This is a genomic window from Streptomyces sp. DH-12 (assembly GCF_002899455.1).
Lineage (GTDB): Bacteria > Actinomycetota > Actinomycetes > Streptomycetales > Streptomycetaceae > Streptomyces.
This window is the reverse complement of record NZ_PPFB01000001.1, coordinates 838,216-851,088: the sequence shown is the minus strand read 5'-3', so window position 1 is coordinate 851,088 and position 12,873 is coordinate 838,216. Positions and strand designations below refer to the sequence as shown.

The window sequence follows — 12,873 nt, the reverse complement described above, 5'->3', positions numbered from 1 at the left end:
GAGGGGGGCTCCCCGCGGCGCGGCCACGGGCGCACGCCGGCGGGCGTGCGGCTTCCCGGCGGTGTCTCGCTGGATCCCCGCTGTCCGGCGTACCACCCGGGCGCCGCCCGACCGGGTCAGATCACCCCGTCCCCCCGCAGAGCCGCGATGTCCTCAGGGGTGCGGCCCAGGCCGCGCAGGATCGTCTCCGTGTGTTCGCCCACCGCCGGGACCGGATCCATGCGCGCCGGGATGCCGGCGAGGTCCGCCGGCGGGAGGAGCGCCTCCGCGGTGCCGCCCGGCACCCCGATCTCACGCCACCGGCCGCGCGCGGCGAGCACCGGGTGGTCGAGGAACGCCGCGACGTCGTTGACCCCGGCGCAGGCGATGCCGATGCCCTCCAGGCCCGTGAGCAGGTCCGCCGCGTCGTCGAGGGCACAGCGGTCCGCCACGATCGCGTTCAGTTCCTCCCGGTGCGCCACGCGGTCCGGACCCGTCGCGAACCGCGGGTCGTCGGTCAGCTCCGGCCGGGCGAGGAACTCCCGGCACAGCGCGGCCCACTCGCGTTCGTTCTGGACGGAGAACAGCACCTCGCGGCCGTCCGCGGCCCGGTACGTGCCGTACGGGGCGATCGTCGCGTGCTGGGTGCCCAGCCGCGGCGGCTGGGCGCCGCCGTACCGGGTGTAGTAGGCGGGCTGCCCCATCCACTCCGCCAGCGCCTCGAACAGGGACACCTCCACGGGGTGCGCCTCGCCGGTGGTGGCGCGGGTGTAGAGGGCGGTGAGCACACCGCTGTAGGCGTACATCCCGGCGGCGATGTCGGCGACGGAGATGCCCGTGCGGGCGGTCTCCTCCGGGGTGCCGGTGAGCGACACCAGACCCGTCTGGCACTGCACCAGCAGGTCGTACGCCTTGCGGCCGGCCCACGGGCCGGTGGTGCCCCAGCCGGAGATCGCGCAGGGGATCAGCCGCGGATGACGGCGGGCCAGGTCCTCGGCGCCCAGTCCGAGCCGGCCGGCCGCGCCCGGCGCGAGGTTCTGCACGAACACATCGGCGTCCGCGAGCAGTTCGTGCAGGATGTCCAGTCCGCGCGGATCCTTCAGGTCGAGGGTGAGGGACTCCTTCGAGCGGTTGATCCACACGAAGTAGCTGGACGTGCCGTGCACGGCGGTGTCGTAGCGACGGGCGAAGTCGCCCTCGCCCGGCCGCTCCACCTTGATCACCCGGGCGCCGAGATCGGCCAGCTGCCGGGTGGCGTAGGGCGCGGCCACGGCCTGCTCCACGGTCACCACCGTCACCCCGGACAAGGGGAGTCTCCGCACGTCCACGCCTCCTGCCCGCACCCGGGTCCCCGGTCACCGGCCGCCCTCGGCCGGTACGCGATCACTACGCGATGAGTACGGCCGGGGCGAACCGCCTGTCAAGCCGGTCCGCCCACCCGCTGGTCACCTGCCGTCGGTCCGGGCCCCCGGGACGTCGGCGGGCCGGCTGCGGGACACGACGCGCATGCCCCGCGCGTCCACCGCGCGGACCTGCAGCGAGCCGCAGCCGCAGCGCGTCCACACGGTGCTGCCCGCCGCGGTGGCGTGCCGCGAGACGACCCGGAACGGCTCCGCCCGGTCCGGCCACCCGCAGTAGGGGCAGGCGGTGCCGGTCGTGCCCGTGGCGCCGGTCGTGCTGGTCATGGCGACTCCTCGGATCCTCACGTGTCTCACGTGTCTCACGTGTCTCACGTGTCTCACGTGACTCGTGTGTCTGTCGTCGGTCGTGACACGTCAAGGGTGCGCCGTCGGTTATGTTCACGTCCAGGTTGACTTTGCGCACGCCATTGTGAAGCCTCGACTTCATGATTGACCTGCGCCGGCTCCACGTTCTCCGAGCGGTCGCCCACTACGGCACGGTCACCGCGGCCGCCCGCGCCCTGCACTTCACGCCTTCGGCCGCCTCCCAGCAGATCCGCCAGCTCGCCCGCGACCTCGGCGTCGACCTGCTGGAACCCCAGGGCCGCGGGGTGCGCCTCACCCCGGCCGCCGAGAGCCTGCTGGCGCACGCCGACGCCATTCAGGCCCGCTGGGACCAGGCCGAGCTGGATCTGCGCGCCGATCACGGCGACCCGGCCGGGGTGCTGCGGGTGACCGGTTTCCCGGTGGCCGTCTCGGTGCTGCTCGCGCCGTTGGCGGCCCGGCTCGGCGAGCGCCACCCGAGGCTGTCGGTACGGGTCACGGAGGCGGCGGTACCGGGCATCTTCGACCTGCTCTTCGAGGGCGCCGCCGACCTGGCCGTGGTGGAGTCCACCCCGCACAACCCGCCGATGAGCGACACGCGGTTCGACCAGCAGCCGCTGCTGGACGACCCGTTCGACCTGGTGGTGCCGGACGGGCACGCGCTGGCCGGGCGGGACCGGATCGGCCTGGCCGAGGCGGCGCGCGAGCCGTGGATCGCCCCGGTGCCGGAGAGCCCGTGCCGGCTCCAGGTCATGGCCGCGTGCGGCGCGGCCGGCTTCGCCCCGGAGGTCGTCCACCACGCCGGCGACTGGAACGCGACGGCGCATCTCGTGGCCCACGGCCTCGGCGTGGCCCTGATCCCACGCCTGGCCCACGTCACCCCGCACCTCCCGATCACCCGCGTCCGCTGCACGGGCGACCCCCACCGCAGACTCCTCACCGCCACCCGCACCGGCGGCCACGCCCGCCCGGCCGTCGCGGCGGCCCTCCACGAGCTGCGCGAACTGGCCCCCGCGGCGGTCGCCTGACCCGTCGCGCCCGCCCGGCCCCGCGTCACCGCGGCGCCCGCACGACCGCGCACGTCACACCGTCCCGCAGGCCGTGCGTCCAGCACAGCGCCACCCGGTCCCGGGCGCCCTGCACGGCGCCGACCCGGCCGGCTGCCACGTCGCCGCCCACGCCGGCGTGCCGCACGTCGAGGCCGTCCGGATCGAGGGCCACGGCCCCGGCGGCCCGGTCGGCACGCTCGACCTCGCCGGCGACCTGCGGCGCCGCCGGCCGAGGGCCGGGAGCTCGCCATGGCCACTGTCGTCCCCGTGGGCGGCAACGCGTCCCGCGGTCCGGGCGCCGCCCTCGCCGCCGGCCGGGACGGCACGGTGACCGGTTCGGTGCCCGGCGGCTGCGTCGAGGGCGCGGTGTACGGACTGTGCGTCGAGGCCCTCGCGGACGGGATGAGCGGGACCGGGCCGTCTCGGTCACGGCGACGAGGACGCCTCCGCGGTCGGCCACGACGTCGACACCGGTCCACCACGACGGGCGGCCTGCCACGGCGGCGGTGCGGGCGGGGGACGGCCGGGGTCCGTCCGTCCGGTGACACGGGATCCGGGGAGACCTCCGGCCTGCGTGGGCGCCCCCGTGGTGTCCGGTGGCCGGGGCGGCCTCGCGGACCGGCCGCGCGGGGCGTCCCGGGCGGCCGGCTGCCGGCGTGAAGGGCGGCGGGACTGGTTCCGCCGGTCCCGCCGGCGGCGGTCGGCGGCGCCCCCGAGCGCTGGGAGGGGCCGGAAGCATCCGCTTCCGGCCCCTCCCAGGACGTGTGCGTCAGGCAGCGGTCCGCTCGCCGTCGACCAGGGCGTGCAGGCGGTTCAGGACCTCCGCCAGCTGCTCGGCGACCTCGCTGTCGTCGGCCGGGTGGGTCTCGGCGAAACGGGTCACGGAGCCGGGGATGGACAGCTTGATGTCCTCGACGACCTTGCCGCCGGCGATGCCCACGGCCTTGCGGGCCTCGTCCTGCGCCCAGACGCCGCCGTACTGGCCGAAGGCGGTGCCGACCACGACGACCGGCTTTCCGCCGATGGCGCCGGCGCCGAACGGCCGGGACAGCCAGTCGATGGCGTTCTTCAGCACGGCCGGGATCGTGCCGTTGTACTCCGGGGTGAAGAGCAGCAGCGCGTCCGCGCCCGCGGCGGCCTCGCGCAGCCGGGCGGCGGCGGCCGGCACGCCGCCCTCGACGTCGATGTCCTCGTTGTAGAACGGGATCTCCGCCAGCCCCTCGTGGAGTGCGATCTCGGCGCCCGCGGGGGCGAGCTTGACGGCGGCCTCGGCCAGCTGACGGTTGTGCGAGCCGGCGCGGAGGCTGCCGACGAGGGCGAGGATGCGAACAGACATGAGGAACTCCAAGGGGGGTGGACTATGACCTGCGACACGATGCGGACCGGGGTCCGATTTGCAGTTGTAGCACTCCAACCGGACTGCGGTCCAGTTTCATTCCCGATGCTTTACCCTGGCTTCATGTCCGCCGCGCCTCCGTCCGCCCCGACGCCCCCGGAGCCCGTCGAGCCGCAGCTGCTGCAGCTCGGTCTCGGCGGCGACGAGCCCTGCCTGCGCGCCGACGCCGCCCGCAACCGGGCCCGCCTGCTGGAGGCGGCCGCCGGACTCGTCGCCGCGCGCGGAGCCGACGCCGTCACCATGGAGGAGGTCGCCGCGGCGGCCGGCGTGGGCAAGGGCACGGTCTTCCGCCGCTTCGGCGACCGCACCGGTCTGCTGATGGCCCTCCTCGACCACAGCGAGAAGAAGCTCCAGGCCGCCTTCCTCAGCGGCCCCCCGCCGCTGGGTCCGGGCGCGCCCCCGGCCGAGCGGCTGCGCGCCTTCGGCCGTGCCGCCCTGCACCGCACCGTGGAGGACCTGGAGCTCCAGCTCGCGGCCGAGCCGGACGCGGGCCGCCGCTTCACCGTCCCGCCCTACCGGGTGCGGCACCACCACGTCTCCCTGCTGTTGCGCCAGGCGGTCCCGGACGCCGACTGCGACCTGCTCGCCCACACGCTGCTGGCCCAGCTCGAGCCCGCCCTGGTCCACCACCTGACGCACCAGTGCGGCATGTCCCGGCAGCGCCTGGAGGACGCCTGGACCGATCTGGTCGACCGCATCACGGGCACCGCCGCCTGACCTCCCCGGACGCCCCCGCTCGCACCCCGGCCCGTCCCTCCCAACTCCCCCGATTCAAGGCCGCGTTACGGCTTCTGCGAAGATGCCGTACGTCATGGTGCAGATACCGAACCCGCCCGCCCCCGCGCCCCCCGCACCGACGCGCTCCGTGCCCACGAGCGCCGATGTGGCCCGCCTGGCCGGCGTCTCGCGCGCGACCGTCTCCTACGTGCTGAACAACGCCCGGGCCGTACGGATCAGCGAACCCACCCGCCGCCGCGTCCGCGAGGCCGCGCGCGAACTCGGGTACGTCCCGCACGCGGCCGCCCGCAGCCTGCGCGCCGGGCACAGCCGCATGGTCCTGATGCCCGCGCCCGCGTTCCCCGTGGGCCCGCTGTACAGCAAGTTCATCAACGATCTGCAGGCCGCGCTGAGCCTGCTCGACTACACGGTCGTCCAGTACGGCACCGTCGGCGTGCACGACGACGAGGCCGCCCGTGCCTGGGCCGAGCTGCGCCCGGTGGCGGTGCTGGTGCCCGGCTCCGGGCTCGGGCCGCGCGGCGTGGAGGTGCTCAAGCGCTCCGGGGCGCGGGCCGTCGTCACGCTCGGCCCCGAGACCGTGCAGGGCGCGCACGCCCTGCTCATGGACCACGACGTGGTCGGGCACAGCGCGGGCGCCCACCTGTTCGACCGGGGGCGCCGACGGATCGGCGTGGTCGTGCCGGGGGAGCCGGGCCTGGACACGTTCTCCGCGCCCCGCCTGGCGGGGGTGCGGGCCGCGGTGCACGGCACGGACGCCACGGTGACCGAGCTGCCGCTCGCGTACGACGAGGAGGCCGCCGCCCGGCTCGCCGCCCGCTGGCGGGACCTCGGCCTCGACGCGGTGTTCACGTACAACGACGAGTACGCGATGCTGCTGATGAGGGCGCTGCAGGACGAGGGGATCCGCATCCCCGAGGAGACCGCCGTGGTCGGCGCGGACAACCTGACGCTGGGGCGGCTGCTGCGTCCTCGGCTCAGCACCGTGCACCTCGAGTTACCGTCCGGTCAGGAACTGGCCGACCTGGTCGACCGAGCCGTCCGCGACCCGGCTGCCGCGCCGGAGGCGCACAAGGTGCTGGGGGCGTCGGTGGTGCGGCGGGAGTCCAGCTGACCCTCGACGCCCGGCAGGGTCCGCCTCACCGGGGGCGTGCCCGGGGAGGCGCACGACCGGGAGCGCTCGATGCGGTGCGTGCGGATGGCGTCGCTGCGGGCGCGCGTCGACCGCCGCAGGCCGCGGGCGCTCATGCCGCCGCGGCGGCACGGGCGGGCGCGACGGCCCCCGTCGGCGCCGGGTGGCGCGAACCCCCGGCCCGCCGCCCCGCACGCCGCGCGTCCGGGCGCAGGCCCGGCTCCGAGGCTCCGGCGGCTCAGGCGCCCTGACCGTTGCCCTGCTGCTGCGCCTGCTGCTCGGCGATCTGCTGCCGCACCTGGTCCATGTCCAACTTGCGGGCCTGGCCGATGACGTCCGTCAGCGCGGCCTCCGGCAGGGCGCCCGGCTGGGCGAACACGGCGACCTGGTCGCGAACGATCATCAGCGTCGGGATCGACTGGATGCCGAAGGCGGCGGCCAGCTCGGGCTGCGCCTCGGTGTCCACCTTGCCGAACACCAGGTCCGGGTTGTCCTCGGCCGCCTTCTCGTACACCGGCGCGAACTGCCTGCAGGGTCCGCACCACTCCGCCCAGAAGTCGATCAGCACGAACTCGTTGTCGGTGACCGTCTGGTCGAAGTTCTCCTTGGTGAGTTCGACGGTGGCGCTCATGGTCTGGTCCCTCTTCCTGCTGTCGGCTCGGGTGTCGGCACAACACGGCCGACCGGTCACGTATTCCGCGCCCCTACCCGTGTGGCCGTCGGGCACACCACCCACCAGACTGACGTCATGACGGAAACGCGAACGACGCACACGGAGACGCACACGGAAGCGACCGCCTACGACGTCGTGGTGATCGGTGCCGGACCGGTCGGCGAGAACGTCGCGGACCGCACCCGCGCCGCCGGGCTCTCCACCGCCGTGGTGGAGAGCGAACTGGTCGGCGGCGAGTGCTCCTACTGGGCCTGCATGCCCAGCAAGGCCCTGCTGCGCCCGGTCCTCGCCCAGGCCGACGCCCGCCGCCTGCCCGGCCTGAGCGCGTCCGTCCAGGGCCCTCTGGACACCGCCGCCGTGCTCGCCCGGCGCGACTCCTTCACCTCCGGCTGGAAGGACGACGGTCAGGTCCAGTGGCTGGAGGGCACCGGCGCCGACCTGTACCGCGGCCAGGGACGCCTCAGCGGCCCGCGCACCGTCACCGTCACCGGCCCCGACGGCGGCCGCCGCGTCCTCACCGCCCGCCACGCCGTCGCCGTCTGCACCGGCAGCCGCGCCCGGCTGCCCGATCTGCCCGGACTCGACGAGGTCCGCCCCTGGACCAGCCGCGAGGCCACCGGCGCCCGCTCCGCGCCGGGCCGGCTGGCCGTGGTCGGCGGCGGGGTCGTCGCCACCGAGATGGCCTGCGCCTGGCAGGCGCTCGGCTCGCGCGTCACCGTCCTGGTGCGCGGCGAACGCCTGCTCGGCCGCATGGAGCCGTTCGCCGGCGAGCTGGTCGCCGAGGCCCTCACCGAGGCCGGCGCCGACGTCCGCACCGCCACCTCCGTGAAGTCCGTGACCAGGGAGAACGGCACCGTCGTCGTCCTCACCGACACCGGCGACCGGATCGAGGCCGACGAGATCCTCTTCGCCACCGGCCGCGCCCCCCGCACCGACGACCTCGGCCTGGAGACGATCGGCCTGGAGCCCGGCTCCTGGCTGGAGGTGGACGACACCCTCCGGGTGACCGGCCACGACTGGCTGTACGCCGTCGGCGACGTCAACCACCGAGCCCTGCTCACCCACCAGGGCAAGTACCAGGCGCGCATCGCGGGCGCCGCCATCGTCACCCGGGCCGCCGGGGAGCCGGTGCGGAGCGAGGACTGGGGCGCGCACACCGCCACCGCCGACCACGCGGCCGTCCCGCAGGTCGTCTTCACCGATCCCGAGGCGGCCTCCGTCGGCCTCACCCTCGCCGAGGCCGAGCAGGCCGGCCACCGGGTGCGGGCCGTGGACGTCGACCTGTCCTCGGTGGCGGGCGCGAGCCTGTACGGCGACGACTACCGGGGCCGGGCGCGCATGGTCGTCGACCTCGAGGACGAGATCGTGCGCGGTGTCACCCTCGTCGGTCCCGGCGTCGGCGAGCTGATCCACGCGGCGACCGTCGTGGTGGCCGGCCGCGTCCCGGTCGGCCGGCTGTGGCACGCCGTCCCGTCGTACCCCACCATCAGCGAGGTGTGGCTGCGGCTGCTGGAGGCCTACCGGGACGCCTGACCGGCACCTCCGACAGGGGCGGGCTCACGGCAGGTCGAAGCCCAGCGCCCGCGCCGCCTCCCCGGCCGTCGGCTGCGCCCAGTACCGGGCCGCCGCCTCGTTGGAGGACAGCGAGCGCAGCTCGGCCCGGTCCAGGTACAGCGTGCCGTCCAGGTGGTCGGTCTCGTGCTGCACGATCCGGGCGGGCCAGCCGGTGAACACCTCGTCCAGCGCCCGCCCGTCCTCGTCCTGCCCGGTCAGTCGCACCGACGCGTGCCGCGCCACCACCGCCTGGTAGCCCGGCACGCTCAGACACCCCTCGAAGAACGCGGCCCGCTCCGCGCCGACCGGCTCGTACCGAGGGTTCACCAGCACCCGGAACGGCTGCGGCTCCCGCCCGCGCGCGACCCGCACCTCCTCGGGCACCGGCGCCGGGTCCTCGATCACCGCGATCCGCAGCCCCACCCCCACCTGCGGCGCGGCCAGCCCGACACCGGGCGCCGCGCGCATGGTGACCCGCAGCGCCTGCACGAACCGCGCCAGCAGCACCGGGTCCAGCTGTCCGTCGTACGGCTCGGTGCGGCGCCGCAGCACCGGATGCCCGGCGGCGACGAGGGGCAACGGCCCCTCCTCGGCGAGAAGCCGCTCGACCCTCTCGGCCAACGGCACGCGATCGCTCGGAGTGTCCATCACGTCAGGATCGCATGCCCGTCGGCTCGTGCCCCCAGCGCGGCCGCGAGCCGCAGATGCGGCTGCGCCTCGGCGTCCCGCCCCTGCCGCTGCAGGGTGCGGCCGAGCATCAGACGGGCGTAGTGCTCCACCGGGTCCCGTTCCACGATGATCCGCAACTCGGTCTCCGCACGGCGCAGTTGAGCCGAGTGGTAGTAGGCGCGGGCGAGCAGCAGACGCGGACCGGTCTGCTCCGGCACCTCTTCGACCAGGCTGCTCAGGACCCGCGCGGCGGCGGTGTAGTCCCTGGCGTCGAAGAACATCCCCGCGCGCTCCCAGCGCTCGGCGGGCGTTCCGTGGTCGTAGTACGTCGTGTCCACCTGGCACCTCCTTCGCGCCCGGCAACCGGACCGGCCGCCCCGGTATTCCCTCCGCCCCGCGGAGGCCGGCCCCGGCGACGTCGCCGGAGCCGCCCGTCGGCCGCGGTCAGTCGAGGTAGTGCGCGCGCCCCTCGTCGTCGAGTTCGAAGGACCCCGCGGGGATGACGCAGAACTCGTTCCCCTCGGGATCGGCCATCACCAGGAACCCGCCGTCGTCGTACCCCTCCAGCCGCCGTCCGCCGAGCCCTTCGATCCGGCGCTGCTCGGCGGCCGGATCGGGGGCGGCGATGTCGAAGTGCATCCGGTTCTTGCCGGACGCGGGCGCGTCGGTGCGCTGGAAGCCCAGCCCGAGGCCGTTCTCCCGGCGCAGCCAGACGTACGGGCCCGTGCGCCCCACGACCGGCCTGCCGAGCACGTCCGACCAGAACGCGGCGAGACGCTCGGGGTCCGTCGCGTCGACGACGAGGGCGTTGATCTGAGCTGAGGAATCGGTCATGCCCCGATCCTCTCGCGATCCGGCGTGCGGGACGGCCACGGCGCGGCCCGGGGGCGACGTCGTGCGGCGGTCGCGCGCCCTCGTGGAGGATCCCGGTGCCGGGTCCGCGCGCGACCCGCCGCTCACCGGTCCGGACGCGGGCACGTGTCGCGCGCTCTTGCGACGGCGTGGGCCGCCTCCGCCTCCCGGCGGGCCGTTCACCGGACCAGCACGACCTCCAGGGTGCGCGGCCCGTGCACGCCCTCGACCCGGTCCAGCTCGATGTCGCTGGTCGCGGAGGGGCCGGAGATCCACGTCAACGGGCGGGTCGGGTCCAGGCGTTCGAGGGCCTGCGGGACGGACGCCACCACCTGGTCCGGGACGCGCACCACGCAGATGTGGTGGTCGGGGATCAGGCTGATGCGGCGCCGGCCCTGGTCGGGGGAGCCGTCGAGCACGAGGGTGCCGGTCTCGGCGACGGCCACGGCGCAGCCCGTCACCACGCTCTCCACCTCGTCCAGCTCCCGCGGAGTGCTGACCGCGCGGTCGTGCACGCGCGTGGGGTCGGCCGCCGACATCCACTCCGGTGGCAGCCCCGGCGGCACGAGCACGTACCGCGGTCCGCGCTGGGCGAGCAACCGCATGATCAGGTACGGCAGTTCCTCGGCGTCCGTACGGTGCACGACCGCCCGGTAGTCCGCCAGGTTCTCCGCCAGCAGGTCCACCGTCTCCTCGACGGTCCGCTCCCCGTGCTCGCGCAGGTAGTCCCGCTCGACCGCCGCGTCCTCACCCGGCGGTACGTCCGCCAGCGCCCGGCGCACCCGCCCCAGGATCCGCTCCCTGCTGTTCACGAGGCATCCCCCTTTCCGCCGCGCGTCCGCTGCCACCAGTCCCGGAACGGCTCCGCCGGCACCGGCGGCAGGTCCCGGGTCCCGCTCCACGCCCGGCCGGGCCCCGGCAGGGTGCGCGGATGCAGCCGTCGGGTGCGCGAGGCGAGCCGCTGTCCGGTGCGCAGCGCGCCGGGCCGGGTGAGCGCCCAGCGGGCCGCGCGCATCGCCGCCCGCTCGGCGGCGTGGCCCTTCGCCGGCCGCAACAGCACCTTGTTGCCCTCGCGGACGGCCTCGCCGCCCTCCACCACCCGCTCCCGCAGACGCACCAGCACCTCGGGGATGTCGATGGCGACCGGGCACACCTCGTAGCAGGCCCCGCACAGCGACGAGGCGTAGGGCAGGGACGCGTCGATCTCGCTCCCGATGCCCCGGAGTTGAGGGCTGAGGATGGCTCCGATCGGCCCCGGATAGACCGAGCCGTAGGCGTGGCCGCCGGCCCGCTCGTACACCGGGCACACGTTCAGACAGGCCGAGCAGCGGATGCAGCGCAGCGCCTGCCGGCCCACCTCGTCGGCGAGGGTGTCGGTGCGGCCGTTGTCCAGCAGCACCAGGTGGAAGGCGCGCGGTCCGTCCCCGTCCGTGGTCCCGGTCCACATGGAGGTGTACGGGTTCATCCGCTCGGCGGTCGAGGAGCGCGGCAGGGTCTGCAGGAACACCTCCAGGTCCTGCCAGGTCGGCACGGTCTTCTCGATGCCCACCACCGAGATCAGCGTCTCCGGCAGGGTCAGGCACATCCGTCCGTTGCCCTCGGACTCCACCACGACCAGCGTGCCGGTCTCGGCGACCATGAAGTTGGCGCCGGAGATGCCGACCTTGGCGCGCAGGAACTTCTCCCGCAGGTGCAGCCGCGCCGCCTCGGCCAGGTCGGCGGGCGTGTCCGTCAGCCCTTCGGGCGCGGGGCGGCCCCACTCGCCCATCTCCCGGGTGAAGATCTCCCGGATCTCCCCGCGGTTGCGGTGGATCGCCGGGACCAGGATGTGCGACGGCCGGTCCTTGCCCAACTGCACGATCAGCTCGGCGAGATCGGTCTCGTAGGCGGCGATGCCCTCCGCCTCCAGGGCCTCGTTGAGCCCGATCTCCTGCGTGGCCATCGACTTGACCTTGACGACCTCCGACTCACCGGTCGCCTTCACCAGTTCGGTGACGATCCGGTTGGCCTCGTCGGCGTCCGTGGCCCAGTGCACGGTGCCGCCCGCCGCCGTCACCGACTCCTCCAGCTGCACCAGATAGCGGTCGAGATGGCGCAGCGTGCGGTCCTTGATCCGCATTCCGGCCTGCCTCAGCCGTTCCCAGTCCTCCAGCTCCGCGACCGCCCGCGCCCGCTTGGCGCGGATGGTGTGCGTGGCGTGCCGCAGATTGCCCCGCAGGGTGGTGTCCCGCACGGCCTCCCGGGCCGCCGCGGGGAAAGCGGGCATGCCGACGAACGTTCCGCTCATACGGCCGGGTCCTCCTCCGTGCTCGCCAGGATCTCCGCGATGTGCACCGGCCGCATGCCGGTCCGCAGCCGCGTCATCGTGCCGCCGATGTGCATCAGACAGGAGTTGTCCGCCGCGCACAGCACCTCCGCGCCCGTCGACTCGGCGTTGCGCACCTTGTCGGTGCCCATCGCCGCCGACACGTCGGCGTTCTTCAGCGCGAACGTGCCGCCGAACCCGCAGCACTCGTCCGCGCCCGGCAGCTCCACCAGCTCCAGCCCCTTCACCGCGCGCAGCAGCCGCAGGGGCCGCTCGCCGAGACCGAGCGAGCGCAGCCCGTGACAGGTCGGGTGGTACGTCACCCGGTGAGGGTAGTACGCCCCGACGTCGGTCACCCCCAGCACGTCCACCAGGAACTCGGTGAGCTCGTACGTCTTCGGCACCACCGGCGCCAGCACCGTCGCGAGGGTGTCACCGCGGCCCTCCGCCCGGGCTCGCTCACCCATCCGCGGATACAGCTCCCGCACCATCGCCCCGCACGACCCGGACGGCGTCACGATCGCGTCGTGGTCGCGGAAGACGTCGGCGAAGTGACGGGCCATCGGCTCCGCCTCGTGCCGGTACCCGGTGTTGTAGTGCGCCTGTCCGCAACAGGTCTGCGCCACGGGGAAGTCGACGTCGACGCCCAGCCGGGTGAGCAGCTTCACCACGGCACGGCCGGTGTCCGGGTACAGCGTGTCGTTGACGCAGGTCAGGAACAGTGCGACACGCATCGCGGCTCCTCGTCCAGTCGATCATCGGGTGATGGGCAGGGTAGTGCGGGTCCGGGCGCCTCGGGGAGACC

Annotated in this window: 16 protein-coding genes; 5 read left to right on the top strand and 11 right to left on the bottom strand. The window is 74.7% G+C overall.

Annotation, left to right across the window (positions count from 1 at the left end; translation table 11 throughout):
• Positions 1–116: 116 nt before the first annotated feature.
• Positions 117–1,307, bottom strand: a complete 1,191-nt coding sequence (locus C1708_RS02895) for a CaiB/BaiF CoA transferase family protein (protein ID WP_106411146.1) — start codon at positions 1,305–1,307, stop codon at positions 117–119.
• A gap of 117 nt (positions 1,308–1,424) precedes the next feature.
• On the bottom strand, positions 1,425–1,664 hold the full coding sequence (locus tag C1708_RS02890) for a hypothetical protein (RefSeq protein WP_106411145.1): 240 nt from the start codon (positions 1,662–1,664) through the stop codon (positions 1,425–1,427).
• Between the two features lie 161 nt (positions 1,665–1,825).
• On the opposite strand from C1708_RS02890, the gene C1708_RS02885 reads away from it, so the two are divergent.
• Complete coding sequence (locus C1708_RS02885) at positions 1,826–2,731, top strand: LysR family transcriptional regulator (RefSeq protein ID WP_106411144.1); 906 nt, start codon at positions 1,826–1,828, stop codon at positions 2,729–2,731.
• 25 nt (positions 2,732–2,756) lie between these two features.
• Here the strand turns inward: C1708_RS02885 and C1708_RS33940 are convergent, their stop codons facing one another.
• Positions 2,757–2,924, bottom strand: a complete 168-nt coding sequence (locus tag C1708_RS33940) for a hypothetical protein (RefSeq protein ID WP_157951228.1) — start codon at positions 2,922–2,924, stop codon at positions 2,757–2,759.
• Positions 2,925–3,001: 77 nt separating this feature from the next.
• On the opposite strand from C1708_RS33940, the gene C1708_RS36045 reads away from it, so the two are divergent.
• Positions 3,002–3,412, top strand: a complete 411-nt coding sequence (locus C1708_RS36045) for an XdhC family protein (RefSeq protein ID WP_502696047.1) — start codon at positions 3,002–3,004, stop codon at positions 3,410–3,412.
• A 109-nt stretch (positions 3,413–3,521) separates the two neighbouring features.
• On the opposite strand, the gene C1708_RS02875 is transcribed toward C1708_RS36045, so the two are convergent.
• Positions 3,522–4,088 carry an NAD(P)H-dependent oxidoreductase gene (locus C1708_RS02875; protein ID WP_106411143.1) on the bottom strand — a complete coding sequence of 189 codons (567 nt, stop codon included), beginning with the start codon at positions 4,086–4,088 and terminating at the stop codon, positions 3,522–3,524.
• A 123-nt stretch (positions 4,089–4,211) separates the two neighbouring features.
• Here C1708_RS02875 and C1708_RS02870 point away from each other — a divergent pair, with 123 nt between their 5' ends.
• Together C1708_RS02870 and C1708_RS02865 are read left to right on the top strand one after the other, a co-directional pair.
• Positions 4,212–4,865 carry a TetR/AcrR family transcriptional regulator gene (locus C1708_RS02870; RefSeq protein WP_106416121.1) on the top strand — a complete coding sequence of 218 codons (654 nt, stop codon included), beginning with the start codon at positions 4,212–4,214 and terminating at the stop codon, positions 4,863–4,865.
• A gap of 94 nt (positions 4,866–4,959) precedes the next feature.
• Complete coding sequence (locus C1708_RS02865) at positions 4,960–5,997, top strand: LacI family DNA-binding transcriptional regulator (RefSeq protein ID WP_106416120.1); 1,038 nt, start codon at positions 4,960–4,962, stop codon at positions 5,995–5,997.
• A 256-nt stretch (positions 5,998–6,253) separates the two neighbouring features.
• Here the strand turns inward: C1708_RS02865 and trxA are convergent, their stop codons facing one another.
• Positions 6,254–6,706 carry a thioredoxin gene (trxA, locus tag C1708_RS02855; protein ID WP_437076688.1) on the bottom strand — a complete coding sequence of 151 codons (453 nt, stop codon included), beginning with the start codon at positions 6,704–6,706 and terminating at the stop codon, positions 6,254–6,256.
• A gap of 57 nt (positions 6,707–6,763) precedes the next feature.
• Here trxA and C1708_RS02850 point away from each other — a divergent pair, with 57 nt between their 5' ends.
• A complete protein-coding gene (locus tag C1708_RS02850; RefSeq protein WP_106416119.1) occupies positions 6,764–8,221 on the top strand; it encodes a dihydrolipoyl dehydrogenase family protein in 1,458 nt (485 codons plus the stop codon).
• Positions 8,222–8,245: 24 nt separating this feature from the next.
• Here C1708_RS02850 and C1708_RS02845 read toward each other — a convergent pair whose 3' ends face one another.
• The 6 genes from C1708_RS02845 to C1708_RS02820 form a co-directional block, all read right to left on the bottom strand.
• Complete coding sequence (locus C1708_RS02845) at positions 8,246–8,890, bottom strand: peptide deformylase (protein WP_106411140.1); 645 nt, start codon at positions 8,888–8,890, stop codon at positions 8,246–8,248.
• A complete protein-coding gene (locus tag C1708_RS02840) occupies positions 8,890–9,249 on the bottom strand; it encodes a tetratricopeptide repeat protein (protein WP_106411139.1) in 360 nt (119 codons plus the stop codon). The genes C1708_RS02845 and C1708_RS02840 overlap by 1 nt, the downstream gene beginning before the upstream one ends.
• 106 nt (positions 9,250–9,355) lie before the next feature.
• The gene (locus tag C1708_RS02835; protein WP_106411138.1) at positions 9,356–9,745 is read right to left on the bottom strand and encodes a VOC family protein; all 390 of its coding nucleotides are present in this window, start codon (positions 9,743–9,745) and stop codon (positions 9,356–9,358) included.
• A gap of 197 nt (positions 9,746–9,942) precedes the next feature.
• The gene (locus tag C1708_RS02830; protein WP_106411137.1) at positions 9,943–10,575 is read right to left on the bottom strand and encodes a LutC/YkgG family protein; all 633 of its coding nucleotides are present in this window, start codon (positions 10,573–10,575) and stop codon (positions 9,943–9,945) included.
• Positions 10,572–12,050, bottom strand: coding sequence for a lactate utilization protein B (locus C1708_RS02825; protein WP_106411136.1), 1,479 nt, complete (start codon positions 12,048–12,050; stop codon positions 10,572–10,574). Before C1708_RS02825 ends, C1708_RS02830 begins: the two co-directional genes overlap by 4 nt.
• Entirely contained in the window at positions 12,047–12,802 is a 756-nt protein-coding gene (locus C1708_RS02820; protein WP_106411135.1) for a (Fe-S)-binding protein, read from the bottom strand. The genes C1708_RS02825 and C1708_RS02820 overlap by 4 nt, the downstream gene beginning before the upstream one ends.
• Positions 12,803–12,873: the final 71 nt, after the last annotated feature.

Bases quoted from the DNA above. Each gene is read 5' to 3' on its own strand.
- C1708_RS02850 (WP_106416119.1), top strand. From the start codon at position 6,764: ATGACGGAAACGCGAACGACGCACACGGAGACGCACACGGAAGCGACC.
- C1708_RS02885 (WP_106411144.1), top strand. From the start codon at position 1,826: ATGATTGACCTGCGCCGGCTCCACGTTCTCCGAGCGGTCGCCCACTAC.
- C1708_RS02875 (WP_106411143.1), bottom strand. From the start codon at position 4,088: ATGTCTGTTCGCATCCTCGCCCTCGTCGGCAGCCTCCGCGCCGGCTCG.
- C1708_RS02865 (WP_106416120.1), top strand. From the start codon at position 4,960: ATGGTGCAGATACCGAACCCGCCCGCCCCCGCGCCCCCCGCACCGACG.
- C1708_RS02845 (WP_106411140.1), bottom strand. From the start codon at position 8,890: ATGGACACTCCGAGCGATCGCGTGCCGTTGGCCGAGAGGGTCGAGCGG.
- C1708_RS36045 (WP_502696047.1), top strand. From the start codon at position 3,002: ATGGCCACTGTCGTCCCCGTGGGCGGCAACGCGTCCCGCGGTCCGGGC.
- C1708_RS02870 (WP_106416121.1), top strand. From the start codon at position 4,212: ATGTCCGCCGCGCCTCCGTCCGCCCCGACGCCCCCGGAGCCCGTCGAG.
- C1708_RS02890 (WP_106411145.1), bottom strand. From the start codon at position 1,664: ATGACCAGCACGACCGGCGCCACGGGCACGACCGGCACCGCCTGCCCC.
- C1708_RS02835 (WP_106411138.1), bottom strand. From the start codon at position 9,745: ATGACCGATTCCTCAGCTCAGATCAACGCCCTCGTCGTCGACGCGACG.
- C1708_RS02820 (WP_106411135.1), bottom strand. From the start codon at position 12,802: ATGCGTGTCGCACTGTTCCTGACCTGCGTCAACGACACGCTGTACCCG.
- C1708_RS02825 (WP_106411136.1), bottom strand. From the start codon at position 12,050: ATGAGCGGAACGTTCGTCGGCATGCCCGCTTTCCCCGCGGCGGCCCGG.